Here is a 24,173-nt window from a genome sequence, read left to right as displayed (position 1 = left end):
CAGCGCCTCTTCGTTGGCGCCGCCGTGCGACGGGCCCCACAGGCAGGCGATGCCGGCGGCGATACAGGCGAAGGGGTTGGCGCCCGACGAGCCGGCCAGGCGGACGGTCGAGGTCGAGGCGTTCTGCTCGTGGTCGGCGTGAAGGGTGAAGATGCGGTCCATGGCGCGAACCAGGGCCGGATCGACGTGATAGTCCTCGGCTGGCACGGCGAAGCACATGCGCAGGAAGTTTTCGGCGTAGGACAGGTCGTTGCGGGGCGACACGAACGGCTGGCCGACATGATATTTATAGGCGCGGGCCGCGATGGTCGGCATCTTGGCGATCAGGCGGATGGCCGAGATGTCGCGTTGCACCGGATCGTGGATGTCCAGGCTGTCGTGATAGAAGGCCGACAGGGCGCCGACGATGCCGACCATGATGGCCATCGGATGGGCGTCACGACGGAACCCGTCGAAGAAGCGGTCGATCTGCGCATGCAGCATGGTGTGCATGGTGATCGAGTTCTCGAACTTCTCGTACTGTTCGGCGGTCGGCAGTTCGCCGTGCAGCAGCAGGTGGCACACCTCGACGAAGTTCGATTGCGACGCCAGTTGGTCGATCGGATAACCGCGGTGCAGCAGCACGCCGGCGTCGCCGTCGATATAGGTCAGGGCCGATTCACAGGCGGCCGTGGAGGTGAAGCCGGGATCGAAAGTGAAGGCGCCCGTTCCCGCATAGAGCTTGCGGATGTCGATGACGTCCGGGCCGGTGGAGCCCGACAGGACCGGCAACTCGATGGTCTTGTCCTCGAAGGACAGGGTCGCCGAGCCGGCGGTTTTGGCTTGTTCAGTCATGAATGCCCCTTTGCATCATACGTCCAGGCGCGGGGAGGCGTCGGGCGCTTTTTGGTTTGTGGGTGATCACTTAGTCTGTTGCAGCGCATCATCCAAGCGCCCGAGACTTTCGTCGCGTCCCAGGGCGGATAAAGTGCGTGCGATGTCGGGTGAAGCTGACCCTGCGGTAAGCGCCGCGCGCATCGGCGGGCCGATCTTGCCGAATCCGACGCCCTCCGATTCCGCAAAGGCCTTGAGTTCGGCCTCCAGGGCGAAGACGTCCCAGGATTGGAAAAGGGCCAGCCGTTCGCGCAGGCGGCTCAGGCGATCCAGCGTCTCGCCCGACAGCAGGGCGCGGCCCTTGTCGTCGATGTCGAGCGGGCGGGTCTTCAGCACGAAGGCCGTCTGATCGGCCAGGTCCAGCACCGTCTTGGCGCGATCCTTGACGAAGGGCATGGCGCGTTGAAGTCGGGCCTCGTCCGCCTCGGCCAGGACGTGGCCTTTCTGCAGGTGGGCGTCCAGCGCCAGCTTGGCCAGACGCTCGTCGTCGGCCAGGCGCAGCCAGTGGGCGTTGACGTGCGCCAGCTTGTCGAAATCCAGCCGCGCGGGAGCCTTGCCGATGCCGGCCAGATCGAACCATTCGATGGCCTGGGCGTCGCTGAACAATTCGTCGTCCCCGTGCGCCCAACCCAGCCGGGCCAGATAGTTGCGCATGGCCTCGGGCAGATAGCCCATCTCGGCGTATTCATGGACCGCCTGGGCGCCATGCCGCTTGGATAATTTGGCGCCGTCCGGCCCGTGGATCAGCGGGATGTGGGCGAACACCGGCCGCGCCCAGCCCAGGGCGTCGTAGATCAGGCTCTGGCGCGCGGCATTGTTCAGGTGATCGTCGCCGCGAATGACATGGGTCACGCCCATGTCGTGGTCATCGACCACCACGGCCAGGTTGTAGGTCGGCGCCCCGTCGGACCGCAGCAGCACCAGGTCGTCCAGATCGTCGGTGGACCAGCTGACCGCGCCCTGGACCTCGTCGGGCACCGTCACCGTGCTCGATTGCGGTCTGCGGAAACGGACGACATGCGGCAGGGCTAGGTCGTCGACGGTGGGTGTCCGGTCGCGCCAGGGCGATTCGAAACTGCGTTTCTCGGCCTTGGCTTCGTCGCGCAGTCGCCCGGTCTCTTCCGCCGTGGCGAAGTCGCGATAGGCGTGACCCGTCTCAAGCAGCCGATCTACGACCTCGCGGTGGCGGTCGGCGCGCCTGAACTGGAACACCGGCTCCTCGTCGGCGAACAGTTCCAACCAGCTGAGGCCGTCGAAGATCGCCTTGACGGCCGCGTCGGTCGAACGCTCGCGGTCGGTGTCCTCGACGCGGATCAGAAAGCGCCCTGCGTGTCTCCTGGCGTACAGCCAGTTGAACAAGGCGGTTCTCGCCCCGCCGATATGCAGATAGCCTGTCGGCGAGGGGGCGAAGCGGGTGACGACAGTCGAGGAAGGTGAGGTCATGGGAGAGGGGTCCGTAGGCGAGGCCCTTATACGCCCCGATGCGGCAAAGCCTACCCCCGCCGCGCGATTGCGATCCTGGCTGGCCGAGCAGGTCGCGGCCCAGGCGTCGCGGTGGCGCCTGTGGGGCCCTGTGGCCTTCGGCGGGGGATGCGCCGTCTATTTCGCCCTGAGGTTCGAGTCTGCGTTCTGGCCGCTGGCTCTGGCGGTCGGCGCGGCCGCGTCGGCCTGGGGTCTGGCCAAGGCCCGTGGAGCGTCGCGCCGGATCACATGGCCGTTGTTGATGATCGCCTGTATGGCGGCCGGCTTGGCGACGGCAAAGGCGCGCACCGCCTTCGTAGCCGCGCCCATCGCGCCCGCCCTGTCGGCGCCGACCGTCGTCGAAGCCTGGGTGGTGGACGTCGACAGCCCAGGCCAACGCGGCGCGCGCGTGGTGATCGCGCCGGTCTGGATTCGCGATCTGGCGCCGAACCAGACGCCGGTCCGGCTGCGCGCCACCGTGCGGGGCGAACCGCCGCGGCCGGGCGAGGCGATCAGACTGTTCGCCATTCTGAACCCGCCACCCCCGCCGGCCAGCCCGGGCGCCTACGACTTCGGCCGCAACGCCTTCTTCCAGGGCTTGGGCGGGGTGGCCTTCGCCTTGAGTGAGACGCGCCAGGCCGATCCGCCCCGTCCGCCCTGGCGTCTGCGCCTGGAAATGGCGGTGAACGGCGCGCGCTACGCCCTGGCCGAACGGATCGTGGCGCGGTTGGGCGAACGGACGGGCGGGATCGCAGCCGCCATGACGACCAGTCACGAGACCTGGATCAGCCAGGACGACATGGACGTGATGCGCGATTCGGGCCTGGCGCACATTCTGTCTGTGTCGGGCCTGCACATGGCCATCGTCGGCGGCTTCGTCTTTTTCGCTGTGCGGCTGGGCGTGGCGGCCTGGGCCTGGCTGGCCTTGCGCGCGCCCGGAAAGAAGATCGCGGCCGTGGCGGGCCTGTTGGCGGTGGGGGCCTATCTGGTGGTGTCGGGCGCGCCCCCGCCGGCCGAGCGGGCCGCGATCACCGCATCCATCGCCTTTCTGGCCATACTGCTGGATCGCCAGGCCGTGACCATGCACGGCTTGGCGGTGGCGGCCTTCATCGTCCTGGCCATACAGCCCGAAGCCATCGTGACGCCGGGGTTCCAGATGTCCTTCGCGGCGACTGCGGCCCTCGTGGCCTTGGTCGAGGCCTGGCCCCCGGGTCCGAGAGAGATTTCCGCGCCCTGGCCCATCCTGGCGGTTCAACGATTCGCCGGCTGGATCACGGCGGCGGTCGCGGCCAGCCTCGTCGCCGGCATGGCGACCGGCCCCTTCTCCATGCAGCATTTCAACCGCACGGCCATGTATGGCCTGCTGGCCAATTTGGGCACGTCGCCAGTGGCGGATTTCGTTCTGATGCCCGCGCTGGCTCTGGGCGCCGCGCTGGAGCCCCTGGGACTGGGAGCGCCCTTTCTGTGGGTGGCGGGCTGGGGCGTCGATCTGATGCTGGCGATCGGGTCCTGGACCGCCAGCCTGCCGGGCGCGGTTCGGACAATCCCCAGCGCGCCGGATTTCGTCCTGCCCATCGCCTTCTTCGGCGTGATCTTCATCTGCCTGTGGCGGGGACGGCTGCGCTGGCTGGGCCTGCCGCTGGCGGCGGCGGTGCTGGTCTGGCCCCGAGCGCCGGCGCCGGACCTCTGGATCGCAGAAGGCGGAACCAACGCGGCCTTCAGCCGCCAGGGCGAGGCGGTCGTCCTGCGGCCGGGCGTGCGGACGTTCGCCGTGGATCTGTGGTCGCGGCGACGGGGACTGGCCTTGACGGAACGCGAGGCGGACGGCTGGAGCTGCGACCGCTTCTCCTGTGGCCCGGACGATGCCGCCGCCGGGCCGGTCGCTCTGTGGTGGGGGCGCCGTGCGCCGGATGTAGAAAGGCTGGCAGCGCTGTGCCGAAGTGCTGTGGTCATCGGCGTGCGCCCCGTCGTCACCGAGCTTCCCTCGGCTTGCGCCGGTCGCCTGGTTCTGGACGGCGTCGATTTCGCCAGAGGGGGGGGCGGTCGAACTCTGGCGCGACGGCCAGGGCTGGCGTGCGGTTTGGACGACGGAGGTGCGCGGCAGACGCCCCTGGACCCGCCGAACGGACCCCGAGGTCAGTGATAGCGGCGCATGAGGCCGACCAGCTTGCCCTGAACCTCGACCTGGTCGGGGCCGAAGATGCGGGTCTCATAGTTGCGGTTGGCGGGTTCCAGGGCGATGGAGCCGCCCTTGCGGCGCAGGCGTTTCAGGGTCGCTTCCTCGCCCTCGACTAGGGCCACGACGATCTCGCCATTGGTCGCGGTGTCGCCGCGTCGGATCACGACCAGGTCGCCGTTCAGGATCCCGGCCTCGATCATCGAATCGCCTTCGATCTCCAGGACATAGTGATCCCCCTTGCCCAACATGGATTCCGGCACGGGCAGGCGCTCCTGCTCGTGCTGGATGGCGGCGATGGGCGTGCCGGCGGCGATCTTGCCCAGAAGCGGCAGTTCGCGCGTGTCGTTGGCGGCCATCGGCGCGTCCCGCGTCGGGGCGCCCCCCTCGATGACATCGGGCTTGAACCCGGGCCGGCCGCGCGGCGCGCCGGCGGTCGCCTGTTCAGGCAGTTTGGTGACTTCCAAAGCGCGGGCGCGATGGGCCAGACGGCGGATGAAGCCGCGTTCCTCCAGGGCGGTGATCAGTCGGTGGATACCGGACTTGGAGGCCAGGTCCAGCGCCTCTTTCATCTCGTCGAACGAGGGAGAGACGCCCGTCTCCTGAATGCGTTCGTGGATGAACATCAGCAGTTCGTGCTGTTTGCGCGTGAGCATCGCCCGGTCCTCATGCGCCCGCTCGGAGAATCGGAACGGGCCGTGAACATTGACGATGTTCTGTAAGTGTTCCTTCCTAATGTCAACTTAACGGCGACGTTCGCCGACGCTTGTCCGGGCAGGACGGTCTTCAGGCCGCAAGTAATGCGCGGGTCGCGCCTTCGACATCGTCCTGCCGCATCAGGCTTTCGCCGACCAGGATCGCCTGGGCGTGGGCGGCCGACACCCGCGCGACGTCGTCAGGCGTGAAGATGCCGCTTTCGGCGACAAGCAGGGCGCGGACAGGGCTGAGCATCGACAGGCGTTCGGTGACTTCCAGGTCGACCTCGAAGCTGCGCAGAGACCGGTTGTTCACGCCGACCAGGTCGCCGCCCAACGCGCAGGCGCGGGCCATTTCGTTTTCGTCGTGCGTCTCGATCAGCGCATCCATGCCGAACCGGTCGGCCTCCGACAGCAGTTCGGCCGCCAGGCCGTCATCGATCATGGCCAAGATGACCAGGATGCAATCGGCCCCCAGGGCGCGGCTCTCGGCGACCTGCCACGGATCGACCAGGAAGTCCTTGCGCAGGCAGGGAAGGGCGACCGCCTCGCGCGCCGCCGTCAGATAGGCGTCGTCGCCCTGGAAGCTGGGCCCATCGGTCAGCACCGAAAGGCAGGCGGCGCCCCCTGCCTGATAGGCCCTGGCCAAGGCTGGCGGATCGAAATCGGGCCGGATCAGGCCCTTGGACGGGCTGGCCTTCTTGATCTCGGCGATCAGGGCGGGGCGGCCCGTTTCTTCCTCCACGCGCTCCAGGGCGGCGCGGAAGCCGCGCGGGGCCGAAGCCGAACGGGCCAGGGCCTCGATCGCGTCTTGAGACGTGGCGGCCTTTCGGGCGGCGACATCCTCGCGCTTATAGGCGGCGATGCGATCGAGAATGTCGGTCATGCGTCGTCTTCGGGGTCCAGAGGCGTCGTGGTGATCCGGGCCAGACGCTCCAGCGCCAGGGCCGCGCTTCCGTCGTCGATGGCGGCTGCGGCCAGGGCGGCGCCCTCGGCCAGGTCGCTCGCGCGGTCCGACACCATCAAGGCGGCGGCGGCGTTCAGCACCACGATGTCGCGATAGGGGCCGGCCCGGCCCGCCAGCAGGGCGCGCAGGGCCGCAGCGTTCTCCTCGGCGTCGCCGCCGCGAATGGCGTCGATGGAACTGCGCGGAAGGCCGGCGTCTTCGGGCGCGACCTGAAAGCGGCGGACGGCGCCGTTCTTCCATTCCGCCACCTCGGTCGGACCCGAGGTGGCCAGTTCGTCGAGCCCTTGGCCATGCACCGTCCAGGCCCGCGTCGCGCCAAGCCGTCCCAACACCTCGGCCAACGGCTCCAGCAGCCGGGAATCATAGACGCCCATGACCTGCCGCTTCGCAGACGCCGGGTTTGAAAGCGGCCCCAACAGATTGAATACGGTGCGAAAGCCGAGCTCGGCCCTGACCGGCCCGACATGGCGCATGGCGCCGTGATAGGCGGGCGCGAACAGAAAGCATATGCCCGCCTCGTCCAGCGCCTTCCTCTGCTGCGCCGGAGATGCCATCAGGTTGACGCCCAGGATCGACAAAACGTCGGAAGATCCTGATTTCGAAGACATCGCTCGATTGCCGTGCTTGGCGACCTTCAGGCCCGCGCCGGCCAGAACCAAGGCTGCGGCGGTTGAGATGTTGTAGGTGTGCTGGCCGTCGCCGCCGGTGCCGCAGGTATCGATGACGTCATAGGGATGGTCCAAGGTCAGGGCGGCTTCTCGCATGGCGGCGGCGAAGGCGGCGATCTCGTCCACCGTCTCGCCCCTGATGCGCAGGGCGGTGACGGCGGCGGCGACCTGAGACGGCGTCGGTTCGCCGCGCAGGCAGGCGGCGAAGAAGTCGTGCGCCTGCTCCGACGTCAGCGGCTGACCCTCGACCAACCGGGCCAGGATCGGCTTGAATCCGTCAGCCACGATCAGGCGGCCGCGAGGCGCTTCACGCCGGCGATCGTCAGGAAGTTGACCAGCATGTCGTGGCCATGCTCGGTGGCGATGGATTCCGGGTGAAACTGAACGCCGTGGATCGGGCGGCTGCGATGCTGCAAGCCCATGATCTCGCCGTCGGCGGTCCAGGCCGTGACCTCCAGGCAGTCCGGCAGGGTCTCGCGTTTCACCGCCAGCGAATGATAGCGGGTGGCGGTGAAGGGCGAGGGCAGGCCGGCGAAGACGCTTCGGCCCTCATGCAGGATCGGCGAGGTCTTGCCGTGCATCAGGGTCTTGGCGCGGATCACCTCGCCGCCGAAAGCCTGGCCGATGGCCTGATGCCCCAGGCAGACGCCCAGGATCGGCATGGATTCGGCCGCCGTCTGGATCAGCGGCAGGCAGATTCCCGCCTGATCGGGCGCGCACGGGCCGGGCGACAGCAGCACGGCGGCGGGGTTCAGCGCCCACGCCTGGTCCACCGTCAGATCGTCGTTGCGCACCACATGGGTCGGCGCGCCCAACTCCGCGAGGTAGTGGACGAGGTTGTAGGTGAAGCTGTCGTAGTTATCGACGACCAGGATCATGGCTTGGCTTTTAGGCGTGGTCGGTCGCCGCGCCAAGGCGGCGCGGTCGTTAAAGCGCATCTTAACACTGGCTGACGCAGTTTGGGGCCGTGAAACTGACCGCTGAACAAGACATCGCCGACAAGATCGCCGCCGCGAAGGCCAAGCTGATCGAGGTCGAACCCGATCCGATCCATCCGCTGGCGGCCCTGGGGGCCGCCGCGCTTGCGGCTGCGGCGGCCATCGCCATGGCCGGGGTCGTCGTGATCGGGCCAGGCGTTCACCTTGAAGACCCGGCCGCGACCTACGGCGCCCGGTAAGGCCTAGCGATCGCCAGTGCGAAAGCGCCAGGCCTCCTCGGCCGCTCGCATCGGGGCGCGCGCCTTGTGCCGGGTCTCGGCGTATTCGGCGGCCGGGTCGCTGTCGGCGACGACGCCGGCGCCCGCCTGGACGAAGATTCTGCCGTCCGCGAACAGGGCGGTGCGCAGGGTGATGCAAATGTCCGCCTCGCCTCCGGCCGAAATATAGCCGACCCCGCCGCCGTAGCCGACCCCGCGCTTTTCGCTTTCCAGCTCGTCGATGATCTCCATGGCCCGCACCTTGGGCGCGCCCGACAGGGTGCCGGCGGGCAGGGCGGCCAGCAGGGTATCGACGGCGTCCAGCCTGGGATCGGCCTTGCCGCGCACGTTGGAGACGATGTGCATGACCTGGCTGTAGCGTTCGACGACGAAGCTTTCCGTCACCTCGACCGTGCCGGGCGCGGCCACGCGCCCCACGTCGTTGCGGCCCAGGTCCAGCAGCATCAGGTGCTCGGCACGCTCCTTGGGGTCGGCCAGAAGTTCGGCCTCCAGCGCCTTGTCCGCCTCGGGCGTGGCGCCGCGCGCCCGGGTGCCGGCCAGGGGACGAATGGTCACTTCGCCATTTTTTAGGCGGACTAGGATTTCAGGGCTAGAGCCGGCCAGCTGAAAGCCGTCGAAGTTCAGATAGAACAGATAGGGCGAAGGATTCTGACGACGCAGCGAACGATAGAAGGCGAAGGGATCGGCTGACCAGGGCGCGGAGAAACGATGGCTAAGCACGACCTGGAAGATGTCGCCGGCGGCGATATAGTCCTTGGCCCGGGCCACCATCCCGCCAAAGCCCGCTTCATCGACCGGCGAGGCGAAGGCGGGCGCAGGCGTCTCCAACGGCGGGGCGCGGACGGGCAGGGGCTCGCGAAGGGCGGATTCGAAGGCGTCGAGGCGCGTGATCGCCGCCTGATGCGCCGCCTCCGCCTCCAGTCGTGCATCGGGGTAGGCGGCCGCGATCAGCACGATCTCGTGACGCACCGAATCGAAGATAGCCACCAGCGACGGACGGGTCAGGACGGCGTCCGGCAGGTCCAGCGGATCGGGATTGGGCGCGCCCAATGGCTCAAGCAGCCGCACCATGTCGTAGCCGAACACGCCGAACAGACCGGCCGCCATCGGCGGCAGATCGCCGGGGAGGTCGAACCGCGATGCTGCGATCAGGCTGCGCAGCGATTGCAGCGCCGGCTGGGCATCGCGCGTGAAGACGCCCTGAGCAATGTTGGAACCGCGCGCGATCTCGGCGGCGTTGGCGCGGCAGCGCCAGACCACGTCGGGGTCCAGCGTCAGGATCGAATAGCGGCCGTTGACCGCGCCGCCTTCCACCGATTCCAGCAGACAGGCGTAGGGGCGATCCCGGCCCAGTTTCAGATAGGCCGAGACCGGCGTCTCCAGGTCGTCGATGATCCGGCGCACGATCACCTGCGGCCGACCGGCCCCAAGACCGGCGGCGAAGGCGTCGAAATCGGCGGCGGCGGTCGTCTCCGTCGTCATTGCGCCGGGGCGGTCGGCTTGGCGTCGGCCGACAACCCCAGGGCCGAGAGCGCCTGAGCCGGATCGTTCTTGGCCTTGGAGCGCTGGGCGCCGGCGGCGAAGGACGACTGCACCATAGCCTGGACCAGTTCCTGGGTCAGACGCGGGCGCACCTGTTCGGCCAGCGGGCCGGCGGCGGCAGGATCGGCGGCATGGACATTGTCCACCCGGCCGACGACATAGGCGGTCTGCGACGCCGGTTGCGAGAAGGCCTGGCCCTTGGATTGGCCGAACAAGCCCTGGAGCACGCCCTGGCCCAGCGCGTCCTGCGTGGCCTGGTTGCGGACGACGCCGGTGCGGACCGTCAGGGGCGCATTCACCGAGCGGGCGACGGCGGCGATATCCTCGCCGTTGCGGACGCGGGCGGTCAGTTCCTCGGCCTTGGTCGAGAGGCGGCGCAGGGTCTCGCGCTGGATCCACTGTTCGGCCAACGGCGCACGGACTTCGGCCAGGGTCGGCAGGGCCGAGGGGCGGATGTCGTTCACGCGGATGGCGAAATACTGGCCCTGGCCGGCGTCGATCACGTCGCTCTCGCCGCCCTTGGCCAGGCTCCAGGCCGTTTCGAAGATTTGCGGCGGGGCGTTGAGGGCCTGGCCGTTCGGCAGCTTTCCGTCTTTGGTGAAGGGCGGCAGGTTGACCACGCGACCGCCAGCCTCGCGCGCGGCGTCGGCCAGGGATTTGCCGGCGGTGCGGGCGGCTTCGTACTTCTCGACCTTGGCGTAGGTCTGGGTCTTCACATCCTCGGCGCGCAGTTCCTGGATCAGTTCCTGGCGGGCGCTTTCCAGCGTGGCGGGCGCAGCCGGTTGGATGGCCGTGACCTTGGCCACGGCGAAGCCGACGCCGGCCTGGACGGGATCGGACACCTGATTGGGCTGCAGGCCGAAGACGGCGGCGGCCGTGGCGGCGTCGCCGATGGCGGCGCGCGGCGTGGCTTCGAAACTGGCGGGGGCGATGTTGTTGGCGCGGCCGACATCGGCCGGCGACTGACCGGCCCGCAGGGCGGCGGCGATCTTTTGAGCCGTGTCGCGGTTCGGCGCGGTCAGGGTGACGAAGGTGCGGGTCTCGGGCTTGCCCAGCGTGTCCTTTTTGAACTCGAAACGCTCGCGGATGCGGTCTTCGGAAATCGGGGCGCTGCTGGCCGCTTCGGGTGTGAACAGCACGACCGAGACCATGCGGAACTCGGGCGCGCGCAGACGCTCGGCGTTTTCCTGGATGAAGGCGTTCAGCTGGGCGTCGGTCGGGGCCGGAACCTGGCCGGCCATGGCCGAGGTCACTTCGAACCAGCGGCCGTCACGCGACTCCAGGGCCGAACCGGCCAGCAGGGCGCCATAGATGCGCGGCACGCGGGCGCCGGCGAAGACGGCGGCCCCGAAATGCTCGGTGGCGTATTGATCGCGCAGGTCCTGCTCAAGCATGGCGGGGGTCAGGTTCTGCTGGGCCAAGGCGGCCTGATAGGCTTGCTGGTCGAACTGGCCGGTCACGGAGTTGAAGAAGGCCGGAATCTTGCGAATCTGCTTGACGATCAGTTCCTGGCCGGGGCGGATGCCCGCCTTCCACGCCCAGTTCAGGAAGCCCAACTGCTCGGTCTGTTCGGCCAGGAAGCGGGTGTGGATGTTCTCGGCCACCAGGTCCTGATTGGTCAGGGGCCGGCCCACCTGTTGCTGCAGCCGCTCGCGCACCTGGTCGAAGGCGGTGCGGAACTCCGCCTCGTTCATCGAACGCGCTCCGGCGTCGATCACGTGTTTGGGGCCCAGATTCGAGAACACGTCCATGCGCGCCCCGACGATGACGAAACTGATCGCGATAAGCACGAGCAGGGCGGCCGCCCATTTGGATCGAGAGAAGGCGCGAAAGGCGGTGAGCATTCGAAAACCCGAGACTGGCCGAGATGGAGGGCCGAAATTGGGGGGAGCGATATTGGCGTCAGCTGTCGCGTATAGTCGGGCCGGGCACGACCCCGCAAGGACGGCTTCATGTCCAGATTGCGGCGCGCCCTCTTGGCTTCGCGGTTTGCGCCCCCTAGACAGGCGGCCATGAAACAATCCGTGAAGATGATCGTCGGCAATTGGAAGATGAACGGCCTGGGCTCGGCCCTGGTTGAAGCCAAGGCGATCGGCGAGGCCGCAGGCGCGGTCGATGGCGCTTGCCGCGTCGTCCTCTGTCCTCCCGCCACCCTGGTCCTGCGCATGGCCCAGGCGCTTGAGGGCGGTTCGGCGTCGGTGGGCGGCCAGGACTGCCACGCCAAGCCGTCCGGGGCCTTCACCGGGTCGATCTCGGCCGAGATGCTTGCGGACGCCGGCGCGACCCTGGTGATCCTGGGGCATTCCGAACGCCGCGCCGCGTTTGGCGAGACCGACGTCGACGTCGCCGCCAAGGCCGAAGCGGCGGTCGCCGCCGGGCTGGAACCCATCGTCTGCGTGGGCGAAACCCTGGCGCAGCGCGAGGCCGGCCAAGCCGTCGCCGTGGTGTCGGCCCAGGTCGAAGGCTCGCTGCCCGACAGCCTGTCCGAACGCCCGTTCGCGGTGGCCTATGAGCCGGTCTGGGCCATCGGCACGGGCCTGATCCCGACGTTGGAACAGATCGCGGAGGTGCACGCCGCCGTGCGGGCCGCCATCGTCAGGCGGTTGGGGGAGGGCGCGCGCACGGCGCCGATCCTTTATGGCGGTTCGGTCAAGCCGGACAACGCCAGGGACATCCTGTGCACGGCCGAGGTCGGCGGCGCCCTGGTCGGCGGCGCCTCGCTGAAGGCGGCGGACTTCATTCCGATCATCCAGGCCGCTGTCTGAGGTTTGCCCCGCGCCCGCTTCGGTGATAGAGGCCGCCGCTTGATCGGCGCAGATACGCGCCCACATGATTGACGCCATGCTCCAGACCATTCTGCTCGTCGCCATTATCATCGTCGCCGTCGCCCTGACGGGGGTAGTGCTGCTTCAACGGTCCGAGGGCGGCGCCCTTGGCATGGGCGGCGGGCCTTCGGGCTTCATGACGGCGCGGGGCGCCGGCAACCTGCTGACGCAGATCACCTGGATCCTGGCGGCCCTGCTGTTCGGCCTGACCATCGTGTTGACCGTTGTCGGCAATATGGACCGCGCCGCGGTGTCCGGCATCGACGCCGACGCCGTCGGCTCGCTGGCCACCACGCCGCAGACCCAGACGCCGCAGCAGCCTGCACAGCAACAGCCCGCCGCGCCGGCCCAGCCGGCGGCTCCGTCGCTGGACGACCTGGAGGCCAGCCTTCCTTCGGCGACCGCCCGGCCGGCGCCGGCGCAGCCGCCCGCTCAATAAAGGTCGGACATTCGACCTGAGTTTTGGAAAGCGCGCCCCGCGGCGCGCTTTCTTCTTTTGATCAACAGTTCGATTCGCCGCGGGACATGCGCCGCTCGCGAATCATGGAGTAAGGTGTCCGCCCATGGCTCGCTATGTGTTCATCACCGGCGGCGTGGTTTCCTCGCTAGGAAAAGGCCTCGCCTCCGCCGCTCTCGGCGCTCTTTTGCAGGCGCGAGGCTACAAGGTCCGCCTGCGCAAGCTGGACCCCTATCTGAACGTCGATCCGGGCACGATGAGCCCGTACCAGCACGGCGAGGTCTTCGTCACCGACGACGGCGCCGAGACCGATCTGGACCTGGGCCACTATGAGCGGTTCACGGGTGTCTCGGCCGCCAAGTCCGACAACATCACCACGGGCCGAATCTATTCGACCATCCTGGAGAAGGAGCGTCGCGGCGATTATCTGGGCGCGACCGTCCAGGTCATTCCGCACGTGACCGACCAGATCAAGTCCTTCTGCCTGACCCCTGCCCTGACCGACGAAGGCGAGGACGTCGACTTCGTCCTAGTCGAGATCGGCGGCACCGTCGGCGACATCGAGGGGCTGCCCTTCTTCGAGGCGATCCGCCAACTGGGCCAGGATTTGCCGCGTGGTCAGTCGTGCTTCGTCCACCTGACCCTGCTGCCCTTCATCAAGACCGCCGGCGAGATGAAGACCAAGCCGACGCAGCACTCGGTCAAGGAGCTTCGCTCGATCGGCATCCAGCCGGACATTCTGCTGTGCCGCTGCGAGCAGCCGATCCCGGCCGACGAAAAGCGCAAGATCGGCCTGTTCTGCAATGTGCGCGAGAGCGGCGTGATCCAGGCGATGGATTCGGCCGACATCTACGCCGTGCCGCTGGACTATCATCGCGAGGGGCTGGACCGCGAAGTCCTAGCCCATTTCGGCATCGTCGATGCGCCGGAGCCCGATCTGTCGCGTTGGCAGGAGATCGCGCGTCGCCGCCTGCACCCCGACGGGGAAGTCACCATCGCCGTGGTCGGAAAATACACCGTCCTGAAGGACGCCTATAAGTCGCTGATCGAGGCGCTTCATCACGGCGGGGTCGCCAACAACGTCAAGGTCAACATCGACTGGGTCGAGGCCGACACCTTCGAAGGCGATCCGGAGGCCTGCGAGGAGCGGCTGCAAGGCGCCCACGCGGTCCTGGTGCCCGGCGGCTTCGGCGAGCGCGGCTCGGAAGGCAAGATCGAGGCGGCCCGTTTCGCCCGCGAGCGCAACATCCCCTATTTCGGCATCTGTTTCGGCATGCAGATGGCCGTGATCGAGGCGGCGCGGAACCTGGCCGGCTATCCCAAGGCCTCGTCGACCGAGTTCGGGCCCACCGCCGAGCCGGTCGTCGGCCTGATGACCGAATGGACGCAAGGCAATCAGCGTGTGCTTCGCCAGCAGGGCGGCGACCTGGGGGGCACCATGCGGCTGGGGGCCTATGACTCGACCCTGGCGGCCGGGTCCAAGATCGCCGAAATCTATGGTGCGACCGAGATCAGCGAACGGCATCGTCACCGCTACGAGGTCAATATCAACTATCGCGAGGCCATCGAGGCCAAGGCGGGCCTGGTCTTCGCCGGCTTGTCGCCCGACGGCGTGCTGCCCGAGACGGTCGAACGTCCCGACCATCCGTGGTTCATCGGCGTTCAGTATCATCCCGAATTGAAAAGCCGTCCGTTCGCGCCCCATCCGCTGTTCGCGAGCTTCATCGGCGCGGCCGTGGTCCAAAGCCGGCTGGTGTGACGTAACTCTGTTCACGGACCTGCGATTCCGCCAGGCGCGGCTTTTGCGTTAGAATGGTCGGGACGGACCGATTTGGCACGGTTCGAATGTCGTGGGACCGTCGATGATCGGCGAGCTGCTCTATCATCTGCACCGGCACGTCCGCCTGGTGCTGATCGCCGGCGGGCTGATGTTCGTCCTGGGCGCGATGCTGCTTGGCTATGAGGCCGTGCGGCACATGGAGCAGCGGCCGGCCCGGCCCGCGCAGGCGTCCCAGGCCTAGCCGCGCTTCTTATCGACAAGCGGCAGGCCCGCCGCGTCGGGCGGCGTCTCGCCGCCTGGACCCAGCGCACGCTGCATGAAGACGACATCGCGCCAGTCGTCGTGCTTCCAGCCGGCGGCCTTGAAGACCCCGGCGTCGGCGAAGCCTCGGGCGCGGTGCAGGGCTATGGAGCCGAGATTTTCCGAATCGCCGATGACGGCGACCATCTGCCGAAGTCCCATAGCTTCGCAGCGCTGGATCAGGGCGTCGAGCAGGGCGCCGGCGACGCCGCGACCCCGCGCCCAAGGCGCGACATAGATCGAATCCTCGACCATGTAGCGGTAGGCTTGGCGCGTGCGAAACGGGCCGGCGTAGGCATAGCCGGCGACCGCGCCGTCCATTTCGGCGACCAGCCGGGGCAGGCCGAGCGCCGCGACCGCTCCCAGCCGCGCCGCCATCTCGGCCTCGTCGGGCGGCTCCAGCTCGAAGGTGCCGCGCCCCTTGGCGACGCTTTCGGCGTAGATGGCGGTGATCGCCGCGATGTCGTCGGGACCGGCGTCGCGAACTGTCGGGGTGGTCACGCGGTCTCCCAGCCCTTTTCGATGGCCCAGACCGCGAAGGCGTAGTCGTGGGCGACCTCCTTCAGATAATCGAACCGGCCGGCCGCGCCGCCGTGGCCCGCCTCCATATTGATTTTCAGCAGCACCGGCTTGCCCGAGGTGGTCGCCGGCCGCAGCTTGGCCACCCATTTCTCCGGCTCCCAATAGGTGACGCGCGGGTCGGACAGGCCGCCGGTCGCCAGCACGGCCGGATAGGCCTTGGGCTCGACCTGATCGTAGGGGCTGTAGCTGAACATATAGTCGTAGGCCTCGGCATCCTCGATGGGATTGCCCCACTCGGGCCATTCGGGCGGGGTCAGCGGCAGCGAGGTGTCGCTCATGGTGTTGATCACATCGACGAAGGGCACCTGGCCGATCACCCCGGCCCACAGGTCGGGGCGCATGTTGTTGACCGCACCCATCAGCATGCCGCCGGCCGACCCGCCCTGGGCGACGATGTTGCCGGCCGTCGCGTACTTCCGCCCGATCAGGTGTTCGGCGGCGGCGATGAAGTCGGTGAAGGTGTTCTTCTTGGTCATCCGCCGCGCCGCCAGGAACCAGCCCCAGCCCTTGTCTGAACCGCCCCGGATGTGGGCGATGGCGTAGATCCAGCCCCGGTCGACCAGCGACAGCCGATTGGTCGAGAAGCTGGCCGGCATCGGGATGCCGTAGGAGCCGTAGCCATAGAGCAGCAGCGGCGCGGATCCGTCGACCGGCGTGGACTTGCGCCGCAGGACCGTGACGGGGACCAGTTCGCCGTCCGCGGCCGGGGCGTTCAGCCGCTCGACCACATAGTCGGCCGGGTCATGACCGCTGGGCACCTCCTGGGTCTTGCGCAGGGTCCGCTCGCGGCTGGCCATGTCGTAGTCGAAGGTCTGGGTCGGCGTGGACGGCGAGTTGTAGGCGTAGCGGGTGATCGTGGTGTCGAACTCCGACGCCCCGGCCAGCGACAGGGCGAAGGCGGGCTCGTCCACGGCGATCTCGTGCTCGGCGCCGGCGCGGTCGCGGATGATGATGCGGGTGTTGGCGTCGGCCCGTTCCTGGCGCGCCAGATGGCCCTTGGTCAGGTCCAGCCCCTCGATGAAGCGGCCCGGCGTATGGGGCACCAGGTCCTTCCAGTTCGTCTTGCCCGGCGCCTCGCTCGGCGCTTCGACGATCTTGAAGTCGATGGCGTCGTCGGCGTTGGTGCGGATCACCCAGCGGTCGTCCCAGTGGTCGACGTCGTAGCGGGTGGCGACGACGCGCGGCTCCAGGATAACGGGCTCGGCTGTCGGCGTCGCCGCAGGGATGTAGCGCGCCTCGCTGGTTTCCTGGTTCTGGATGCCGATGACGATGAACCGATCGTCGGCCGTACGGCCCACGCCGATGAACATGCCGTCGTCGGCTTCCTCATAGACCAGGGTGGTCTCGCCGCCGCGCGCCGGGCGGCGGAAAATCTTGTCAGGGCGGCCGTTGTCGTCGCGATTGGTCCAGAAGATCCATTGGCTGTCGGGTGAGAAGACGAAGTCGCCGGTGGCGCTGTCGATCACCTCGGGCAGGACTTCGCCAGTCGCCAGATCCTTGACGTAGATCTTGTGCACCTCGGAGCCCTGGGCGTCTTCCGCATAGGCGAACAGGGCGTGGTCGGGGCTGTGGCTCGCGGCCGAAACCTCGGAATAGGCCTTGCCCTTGGCGAGTTCATTGGCGTCCAGAAGCAGTTGGGGCGTGGGGGCGACGACGAAATTCTTCGTCACCGGCTGGCCGTCCGCCATCCATGTCCCTTGGCGCTCGACCCGCATGTAGCGGGGATGCTGATCGCCGTTCCGGTATTCGACGTAGTAGTCCCAGCCGCCGTCGGGGGCGGGGACGGAACTGTCGTCCTCCTTGATGCGCCCCCGCATCTCCGCGAACATTGCCTGCTGCAGGGGCAGGGTGGAGGCCATCATGGCCTCGCGATAGGCGTTCTCGGCCGTCAGATGCGCCTTGACCTCGGCCTTGATCAGCGTCGGGTCGCGCAGAACGGCCTGCCAGTTGTCGTCCTTCATCCATTGATAGTCGTCGGTGCGGGTGCGGCCGAGCTGTTCGATGACGACGGGGATCTTCTTGGCGACGGGCGGTTGGGGCATCGAGGTTCCGGCAGGTTGACGGGCGAGGGCGGGGGCGGCCGAGGCGGCCAGCGCCGTCGCCGCGGTGGACATGATCACTTGCCGACGGTTCATCGGTCGCTCCCCTATTCGTTCCGAAGGCCGCACCTTGCGGGGGACCGGCGGCCAAGGTCAATGAGGCGGCGGACGGTTCATCCCGCCAGGGCCGCGACCGACAGGCGTTGCAGCACGGCGCCGCCCTGGCCCACGGCCGCCAGGCGGCTGGAGACATGGCCCAGCACATTGGCGGCGTAGATTTCGTAGAGGTCCAGCTTGCCCTGCAGCCAGGCGGGATCGCCGTCGTTCGCGTCCAGCCTGGCCTTGGCCGCCAGGGCGCCCTTGGCCAGCATCCAGCCGCCGACCACATCGCCCATTAGCTTCAGATAGGCGTCGGCGGCGGCCAGCACGTCGGCGGCGGCCTCGGGATCGGCCTTCTGGTCCAGAAGCCACAAGGTCGCGTCCTGGACGGCCTCGATGGCGGTGGCGAACCGTTCGACGGGCTTGCCGGAATAGAGCCCGCCAAGGCGGCCCAGGGTGGCCTTCATGTCGGCGATCAGGGTCTTGGCCGATTCGCCGCCGTCCATCGACAGCTTGCGGCCCACCAGGTCCATCGCCTGGATGCCGTTGGTGCCTTCATAGATCGGCGCGATGCGGGCGTCGCGATAATATTGGGCCGCGCCCGTCTCTTCGATGAAGCCCATGCCGCCGTGGACCTGGACTCCCAGCGAGGCGACCTCGCAGCCGACATCGGTGGACCAGGCCTTGGCGATAGGGGTGAACAGGTCCTCGCGGCCCTTCCACCGGCGGCGCTCTTCTTCGGAACCCGCATGTCTGGCCAGGTCGGCGGCGACGCCGGTGGACAGGCAGATGGCGCGGGCGGCGGAGGTCTTGGCCTTCATGACGCCCAGCATCCGGCGCACATCCGGGTGGTCGAAGATCGGGGCGTTGGCTTCTCCCGTCCAGATCGACCGGCCCTGGCGGCGCTCCAGCGCATAGGCCAGGGCATGCTGATAGGCGCGCTCGGCGATGCCGACGCCCTCGACCCCGACGGCCAGGCGGGCGGCGTTCATCATGACGAACATATGGGCCAAGCCCTGGTTCGGCTGCCCGACCAGTTCGGCGGTCGCGCCCTCATAGCTCATGACGCAGGTCGGCGAGGCGTGGATGCCCAGCTTGTGCTCGACCCCGACGGGGCGGAAGGCGTTGCGCTCGCCCAGCGTCCCGTCGTCCTTGACCGCGAATTTGGAGGCCAGGAACAGGCTGATGCCCTTCGGTCCCTTAGGCGCGTCGGGCAGGCGGGCCAGCACCAGATGAACGATATTGTCGGTGGCGTCATGGTCGCCCCAGGTGATGAAGATCTTCTGACCGTTCAGCGCATAGGTCCCGTCGCCGTTCGGCGTGGCGGTGGCGGTCAGGGCGCCCAGATCGGAACCGGCGCCCGGCTCGGTCAGGACCATGGCGCCGGTCCATTCGCCGCTGACCAGCTTGGTCAGATATTTCGATTTCTGCTCTTGCGTGCCGACCTGTTCCAACGCCTCGATGGCGGCGAGCGACAGCATGGGGCACAGGCCGAAGGCCATGTTGGCGGCGTGCACCGTCTCATAGGCCGCCAGTTCCAGCGCCTTGGGGAGAGCTTGGCCGCCCGCCTCGGCCGGAGCCGACAGGCCGGTCCAGCCGCCGGCCGCGAATTGGCGATAGGCGTCGGCGAAGCCCGGCGCGGCGGTGACGGCGCCGTTGGCGTAGGTCGAACCCTGCTGGTCGCCGATGCGGTTCAGAGGCGCCAGCACCTCTTCGGAGAATTGACCCGCCGCCTCCAGCACCGCCGAGGCGACATCGGCGTCATAATCGGGAAAGGCGCCGGTCGCGGCGACATCGGTCATTCCGGCGACGGCCTCCAGGGTGAAGGCCAGGTCTCGAACGGGCGCGCGGTAGGTCATGGGTTTCCTCAATCGGCTTTGCGGCCTAGATGCCGCGTCGAGACAGGGTGTCGCAAGCGTCTTGGCGACGCGTCCCGTCTCTGCGCAAGGTGACGTAGCGCCGTCACGGAAGGGAAGCCATGGGCGAACCGCGAAATCGATATTCGACCGTGTCCCTGTTCCTGCATTGGGGCATCGCCCTGGCGGTCCTGGTCCAGGTGTTGCTGATCGCGGCGCACGAGAATACCGAAGGGCCGATGTCGGGCCAGTTCGTCATGCTGCACAAGTCGCTGGGTCTGACGATCCTGCTGCTGACGCTGGCGCGGATCGGCTGGCGGCTGGCGCACCCGGCCATCGCCTTGCCCGCGCATTTGCCGCCCTGGCAAAGGCTGGCGGCGCGGGCGACCCATGCGTTGTTCTATGTGGCGTTGATCGTCATTCCGATGACGGGCTGGCTGGCGTCGTCGGCTGGCGGGCGTGAGATCGCCTGGTTCGGCCTGTTCGACTGGCCGCTGCTGCCGATCGGCGGCGGTCGCGCCACGGCGCGCGGCTTCATGGCGGCGCACGGCCTGGCGGTGAAGGGGCTTTATGTCCTGATCGCCCTGCATGTGCTGGCGGCGCTGAAGCATCAGTTCGTCGACCGGGACAATGTGCTGCACCGGATGATCCCGCTGATTCCTCGCCGACCGTGAGCGCGACGCCGCACGAGGCCGCCAAGGCGCTGGCGGACGGGGCGCTGATCCTGCTGCCGACCGAGACGGTCTATGGGCTGGGAGCCGACGCCGGCGCCCCCGAGGCGGTGGCGGCTATCTTCGCAGCCAAGGGCCGTCCGCGCTTCAACCCGCTGATCTCTCACGTGGCGGACGCCGAGATGGCGGCCGACATCGGGGTGTTCGACGCAGCGGCGCAGGCTTTGGCCCAGGCCTTCTGGCCGGGGCCGCTGACGCTGGTCACGCCGATCCGGGATGCGGGGCGTGTCTGCGACCTGGCCCGCGCCGGGCTGGACAGCGTGGCGATCCGGGTTCCGGCCCATCCTGCGGCGAAGGCGGTGCTGGCTGCGTTCGGCGGCCCGGTGGTCGCGCCCTCGGCCAACCGCTCGGGCCGGCCCAGCCCGACGACCTTCGCCGATGCGGTCGAGGAGACCGGATTCGCCGTCGCCGCCGCCGTCGACGGCGGGCCATGCCGGGTGGGGCTGGAGAGCACGGTGGTCTCGGCGCTGGACGGTCGCGTCGCCCTGTTGCGGCCCGGCGCCGTGACGCGAGAGCAGATCGAGGCCGTGATCGGCCCGCTGGCCGACGACGGGGAGGGGCGGCGCTCGCCGGGGCGGCTTGCGCTGCATTATGCGCCGGACGCTCCGGTGCGGATCGAGGCGACGGCGGCGGCGCCGGACGAAATCCTTTTGGGCTTCGGTCCTGGCGTGGGCGAGACCCGCTGGAGCCTGAGCCCGACCGGCGACCTGTCGCAGGCGGCGGCCAATCTGTTTCGGCTGCTGCGGGAAGCGGATCGGCAAAAGCCGGCCGCCATCGCCGTCTCGCCCATTCCAGGCGCGGGGCTGGGCGAGGCGATCAACGACCGTCTGCGCCGCGCCGCCGGCTTTGTGGGCTAGCCGAAGCGGGCCTGCATATCGACGCTGGACTGGCGGCCGACGGCGCCCAGGCAACTGTCCAGCCATTCGTCGGCGGCAGCGCGACCACGCGTCTTGAGGTCGTTCAGGAAGCTCCATTCGGTGTTGAATTTTGTCCGCAGCGACAGGTCGGACAGCCAGCGGTCCGCCTCGATGGCGTGCATCCGCACATGGCGATAGGGGCCCTGGCCGCCCACGTCGATCTGGCCCTGGCCGATCATCTCGCCGGCGATGGCGATGGCGCGCAGTTCGGCGACCAGGGGCGCGTTGAAGACGATCTCGTTCAACCGATCCATGATGTCGGGGGCGCTGCGGGGCGTCTCGTCGCGGGTCATGGGGTTCAGCGTGACCAAGAGGACGTCGTCGGGCGTGTCCTCGCCGGTCAGAGGCCAGAGGGGCGGATTGGTCAGATAGCCGCCGTCCCAGTAAGGCTCGCCGTCGATCTCGACGGCCTGAAAGAGATGCGGCAGGCAGGCCGAGGCCATCAGCACGTCGGGCGTGATTTCGTCCGAGGTGAAGACCCGCGCCCTAGCCTGGCGCACGGCCGTCGCGGCGACGAACAGCTTGATGTCCGACGCCCGCACCGCGCCGAAATCGACGGCGGCCTTCAGAACCCGATCCAGAGGATTGTGGTTCAGGGGGTTGAATTCATAGGGGCTCATGGACAGGGCCAGGGTCTCGCCGGCGCGCCAGAACGGATTGTCCTTGATCCAGTCGGGCGGCTGGGCGGCGTTCCAGATGGCGCTGTCGCCGAAGACGTTGCGGCCGCCGGACTGATTGATCTCGCGCCAGAGCTTGTCCAGGGCCGCGCGGGCGTCGCCGGCGGCCAGGCCCGAGACCAGGGCCGTTCCGTTCATCGCGCCGGCCGAGACGCCCGACACGGCGCGGAAATCCAGGCGGTCGTCCTCCAGCAGCCGGTCAAGAACGCCCCATTGAAAGGCCCCGTGCGCCCCGCCGCCCTGGAGCGCCAGGCAAATCGGGCGTCTGCCGGGCGATCGTCGCGCCGTCTCCGGCTCGGCGGCCTTGCGTCTGAAGATCGCCATGCGCCCCTGTTCGCCCCCCGCTGTCGGGTTCTATTGCGCGGTCCAGCCGCCATCGATGGAGAAACTGGCCCCGTTGGCCGATGCGCCCAGGTCGCTGACCAGATAGAGGAAGACCCCGACCAATTCCTCGGTCGTGACGAACCGCTTGGTCGGCTGGGCGGCCAGGATGACATCGGTCAGCACCTGCGCCTCGGTCATGTGGCGCGTTCGGGCCTGGTCGGCGATCTGTTTCGCCACGATCGGCGTCTCGACGAAGCCGGGGCAGATGGCGTTGCAGGTGATGTTGTCCCGCGCCAGCTCCAGGGCGACGGTCTTGGTCAAGCCGATGATCCCGTGCTTGGCCGCGACATAGGCGGACTTGAAGGGGCTGGCGACCAGACCGTGGGCCGAGGCCATGTTGACGATCCGGCCCCGTCCCTGGGCCTTCATGATCGGAATGGCCGCGCGGGTGGCGTAGAAGGCCGAGGACAGGTTGATGGCGATGATCTTCTCCCACTGGTCGGCGGGGAAGTTCTCGACGGATTCGACGTGCTGGATCCCGGCGTTGTTGACCAGAATGTCCAGCCGGCCCAGTTCGCGCCGGGCGAAGGCGACCATGTCGGCGATCTGTTCGCCATCGGTCATGTCGGCGGGATGGTAGAGCACGCGCCGCCCGGACGACGCCGCCAGGTCGGCGCGGATGCGCTCGATCTCGGCCGGATCGCCCAGGCCGTTCAAAACCACGTCGCCGCCCGCCGCCGCGACCGCCCGCGCCAGGGCCAGGCCGATGCCGGAGGTCGAGCCGGTGACGACCGCCGCCTGACCGGCCAGGTCGCCGATCTGGCGCAGCGCGGGCTTGGCCTGGTCGTCGGTCGAGGTGTTTGGCCGTTGTGACATGGGTCCGCCCTTTATGATCTTTCCTTCGAGACTAGCGGCAGGACGGGGCGGGGATCAAGAATTTCCCGACCTGATGAATATCCAGTCGCTGTCGGTCGAGACGGCCTTGTCGAACCGATAGCCGTCGCGGTCGAAAGCCCTCAGGTCCACGGCCCGTTCCACCCGCTCGTCGATGGCGAAGCGGGTCATCGCGCCGCGCGCCTTCTTGGCGAAGAAGGAGACGATGCGGGTCTCGCCATTTTTCTCCTCGCGAAACTGAGGCGTGACCACCGGCAGTTTCAGCGCCTTGGCGTCGACGGCGCCGAAATATTCCTGGCTGGCCAAGTTGACCAAGGTCGGGTCGGCCTGGCCGGCGGCGTCCGCGTTCAGTTGCATGGAAATGCGGTCGCCCCAGAAGTCGTAGAGGCTGGCCCCCCGCCGCGTCTTCAACCGTGTGCCCATCTCCAGCCGATAGGGCTGGATGCGATCCAGCGGACGCAGCAGGCCGTAGAATCCCGACAGGATGCGGACATGGTCCTGGGCGAAGGCCAGGGCCTCGGCGTCCAGTTCGCGCGCCTTCAGGCCCTCGTAGACGTCGCCGGCGAAGGCGAACGCCGCCTGGACCCCGTCGGTCGATTCGGCGTCGAAGGCCTTGAACCGTTCGACGTTCAGGGTCGCCAGATCGTCGGAGATTCCCATCAGACGGCGCAGGTCCGCCCGCGTCTGTCGCCGCGACGACACCGCCAGGCTGGCGGTGTCGTCGCGGAAGCGGCGCTCGGTCGCGGGCAGGGCCGGATCGGCCTCGGTGAAGTCCAGCCGCTTGGCGGGGGAGAGAACGATCAACAAGACAAGGCTCCGTGACGACGCCGCCCAAATAGGCCGCTTCGACGCCGATTTGAACCGGGTGCGACGCTGGTGCGTCCGGGCGCGCGAAAGCGCCTCGCGCTTTCGCTGCGAAGTGGGATGGAGGGCTGGGCGGAGCGCCGGGCCTTCGCCCGGAGTGTGAGTTTGTAAGTACCGTTTCGACGAAGTCCGACGCTCCGCGCGGTTGGTTGGCCTGCAAGCTCGGGGCGCCGAGCGGTGGCGGTCTTATCGCCTAACCCCATAAGCCTGCGACGGGTCGGCAGCCCCTG

22 protein-coding genes are annotated in these 24,173 nt (G+C 68.3%); 8 read left to right on the top strand and 14 right to left on the bottom strand.

Features of this window, described 5'->3' with window-relative positions; genetic code table 11:
• Positions 1-834: citrate/2-methylcitrate synthase (locus tag DI624_RS13405; protein ID WP_291539447.1), on the bottom strand; the 834-nt coding region annotated here is incomplete at its 3' end.
• Positions 835-900: 66 nt separating this feature from the next.
• Complete coding sequence (gene gltX, locus DI624_RS13400) at positions 901-2,316, bottom strand: glutamate--tRNA ligase (RefSeq protein WP_291539444.1); 1,416 nt, start codon at positions 2,314-2,316, stop codon at positions 901-903.
• Here gltX and DI624_RS13395 point away from each other — a divergent pair.
• Positions 2,315-4,477, top strand: coding sequence for a ComEC/Rec2 family competence protein (locus tag DI624_RS13395; protein ID WP_291539441.1), 2,163 nt, complete (start codon positions 2,315-2,317; stop codon positions 4,475-4,477). The two genes, gltX and DI624_RS13395, sit on opposite strands and share 2 nt — an antisense overlap.
• Here the strand turns inward: DI624_RS13395 and lexA are convergent.
• The 4 genes from lexA to DI624_RS13375 all read right to left on the bottom strand — a co-directional run bounded on the left by lexA (position 4,471) and on the right by DI624_RS13375 (position 7,718).
• The gene (gene lexA / locus DI624_RS13390) at positions 4,471-5,166 is read right to left on the bottom strand and encodes a transcriptional repressor LexA (protein WP_291539438.1); all 696 of its coding nucleotides are present in this window, start codon (positions 5,164-5,166) and stop codon (positions 4,471-4,473) included. The two genes, DI624_RS13395 and lexA, sit on opposite strands and share 7 nt — an antisense overlap.
• 130 nt (positions 5,167-5,296) lie before the next feature.
• Positions 5,297-6,091 carry an indole-3-glycerol phosphate synthase TrpC gene (gene trpC, locus DI624_RS13385; protein WP_291539435.1) on the bottom strand — a complete coding sequence of 265 codons (795 nt, stop codon included), beginning with the start codon at positions 6,089-6,091 and terminating at the stop codon, positions 5,297-5,299.
• Complete coding sequence (gene trpD / locus DI624_RS13380; protein ID WP_291539432.1) at positions 6,088-7,125, bottom strand: anthranilate phosphoribosyltransferase; 1,038 nt, start codon at positions 7,123-7,125, stop codon at positions 6,088-6,090. Before trpD ends, trpC begins: the two co-directional genes overlap by 4 nt.
• Positions 7,126-7,127: 2 nt before the next feature.
• The gene (locus tag DI624_RS13375) at positions 7,128-7,718 is read right to left on the bottom strand and encodes an aminodeoxychorismate/anthranilate synthase component II (protein WP_291539429.1); all 591 of its coding nucleotides are present in this window, start codon (positions 7,716-7,718) and stop codon (positions 7,128-7,130) included.
• An 89-nt stretch (positions 7,719-7,807) separates the two neighbouring features.
• On the opposite strand from DI624_RS13375, the gene DI624_RS13370 reads away from it, so the two are divergent.
• Complete coding sequence (locus tag DI624_RS13370; protein ID WP_291539428.1) at positions 7,808-8,017, top strand: peptidoglycan-binding protein; 210 nt, start codon at positions 7,808-7,810, stop codon at positions 8,015-8,017.
• 3 nt (positions 8,018-8,020) lie between these two features.
• Here DI624_RS13370 and trpE read toward each other — a convergent pair whose 3' ends face one another.
• Both trpE and DI624_RS13360 read right to left on the bottom strand, forming a co-directional pair.
• On the bottom strand, positions 8,021-9,538 hold the full coding sequence (gene trpE / locus DI624_RS13365) for an anthranilate synthase component I (protein ID WP_291539426.1): 1,518 nt from the start codon (positions 9,536-9,538) through the stop codon (positions 8,021-8,023).
• Positions 9,535-11,442: a peptidyl-prolyl cis-trans isomerase gene (locus tag DI624_RS13360; protein WP_291539424.1), complete on the bottom strand. Its 1,908-nt coding sequence runs from the start codon at positions 11,440-11,442 to the stop codon at positions 9,535-9,537. The genes trpE and DI624_RS13360 overlap by 4 nt, the downstream gene beginning before the upstream one ends.
• A gap of 168 nt (positions 11,443-11,610) precedes the next feature.
• Between DI624_RS13360 and tpiA the strand changes: the two genes are divergently transcribed.
• The 4 genes from tpiA to DI624_RS13340 all read left to right on the top strand — a co-directional run bounded on the left by tpiA (position 11,611) and on the right by DI624_RS13340 (position 14,901).
• Positions 11,611-12,363 (top strand): triose-phosphate isomerase, encoded by a 753-nt coding sequence (gene tpiA, locus DI624_RS13355; protein WP_291539423.1) that lies wholly within the window; start codon positions 11,611-11,613, stop codon positions 12,361-12,363.
• 76 nt (positions 12,364-12,439) lie between these two features.
• Complete coding sequence (gene secG, locus DI624_RS13350) at positions 12,440-12,862, top strand: preprotein translocase subunit SecG (protein ID WP_291539421.1); 423 nt, start codon at positions 12,440-12,442, stop codon at positions 12,860-12,862.
• 124 nt (positions 12,863-12,986) lie between these two features.
• Complete coding sequence (locus tag DI624_RS13345; RefSeq protein ID WP_291539419.1) at positions 12,987-14,639, top strand: CTP synthase; 1,653 nt, start codon at positions 12,987-12,989, stop codon at positions 14,637-14,639.
• Positions 14,640-14,730: 91 nt separating this feature from the next.
• Entirely contained in the window at positions 14,731-14,901 is a 171-nt protein-coding gene (locus tag DI624_RS13340) for a hypothetical protein (protein WP_291539417.1), read from the top strand.
• On the opposite strand, the gene DI624_RS13335 is transcribed toward DI624_RS13340, so the two are convergent.
• The 3 genes from DI624_RS13335 to DI624_RS13325 all read right to left on the bottom strand — a co-directional run bounded on the left by DI624_RS13335 (position 14,898) and on the right by DI624_RS13325 (position 19,539).
• Complete coding sequence (locus DI624_RS13335) at positions 14,898-15,461, bottom strand: GNAT family N-acetyltransferase (protein WP_291539415.1); 564 nt, start codon at positions 15,459-15,461, stop codon at positions 14,898-14,900. The genes DI624_RS13340 and DI624_RS13335 overlap by 4 nt on opposite strands.
• The gene (locus DI624_RS13330) at positions 15,458-17,677 is read right to left on the bottom strand and encodes a S9 family peptidase (protein ID WP_291539413.1); all 2,220 of its coding nucleotides are present in this window, start codon (positions 17,675-17,677) and stop codon (positions 15,458-15,460) included. Before DI624_RS13330 ends, DI624_RS13335 begins: the two co-directional genes overlap by 4 nt.
• A 77-nt stretch (positions 17,678-17,754) precedes the next feature.
• A complete protein-coding gene (locus tag DI624_RS13325; RefSeq protein WP_291539411.1) occupies positions 17,755-19,539 on the bottom strand; it encodes an acyl-CoA dehydrogenase in 1,785 nt (594 codons plus the stop codon).
• Positions 19,540-19,658: 119 nt separating this feature from the next.
• Here DI624_RS13325 and DI624_RS13320 point away from each other — a divergent pair, with 119 nt between their 5' ends.
• Together DI624_RS13320 and DI624_RS13315 are read left to right on the top strand one after the other, a co-directional pair.
• The gene (locus tag DI624_RS13320) at positions 19,659-20,210 is read left to right on the top strand and encodes a cytochrome b (RefSeq protein ID WP_291539409.1); all 552 of its coding nucleotides are present in this window, start codon (positions 19,659-19,661) and stop codon (positions 20,208-20,210) included.
• On the top strand, positions 20,207-21,124 hold the full coding sequence (locus DI624_RS13315; RefSeq protein ID WP_291539407.1) for an L-threonylcarbamoyladenylate synthase: 918 nt from the start codon (positions 20,207-20,209) through the stop codon (positions 21,122-21,124). Before DI624_RS13320 ends, DI624_RS13315 begins: the two co-directional genes overlap by 4 nt.
• On the opposite strand, the gene DI624_RS13310 is transcribed toward DI624_RS13315, so the two are convergent.
• The 3 genes from DI624_RS13310 to yaaA all read right to left on the bottom strand — a co-directional run bounded on the left by DI624_RS13310 (position 21,121) and on the right by yaaA (position 23,886).
• Positions 21,121-22,185 carry a patatin-like phospholipase family protein gene (locus DI624_RS13310; RefSeq protein ID WP_291539405.1) on the bottom strand — a complete coding sequence of 355 codons (1,065 nt, stop codon included), beginning with the start codon at positions 22,183-22,185 and terminating at the stop codon, positions 21,121-21,123. The two genes, DI624_RS13315 and DI624_RS13310, sit on opposite strands and share 4 nt — an antisense overlap.
• A gap of 30 nt (positions 22,186-22,215) precedes the next feature.
• Positions 22,216-23,013, bottom strand: coding sequence for a 3-hydroxybutyrate dehydrogenase (locus DI624_RS13305; RefSeq protein WP_314187908.1), 798 nt, complete (start codon positions 23,011-23,013; stop codon positions 22,216-22,218).
• Positions 23,014-23,115: 102 nt separating this feature from the next.
• Complete coding sequence (gene yaaA, locus DI624_RS13300; RefSeq protein WP_291539400.1) at positions 23,116-23,886, bottom strand: peroxide stress protein YaaA; 771 nt, start codon at positions 23,884-23,886, stop codon at positions 23,116-23,118.
• Positions 23,887-24,173: the final 287 nt, after the last annotated feature.

The sequence above is a fragment of the Brevundimonas sp. genome, from assembly GCF_003248455.1.
Lineage (GTDB): Bacteria > Pseudomonadota > Alphaproteobacteria > Caulobacterales > Caulobacteraceae > Brevundimonas.
The sequence above is the reverse complement of the archived record's forward strand: the minus strand, read 5'-3'. Positions and strand labels throughout refer to the sequence as shown.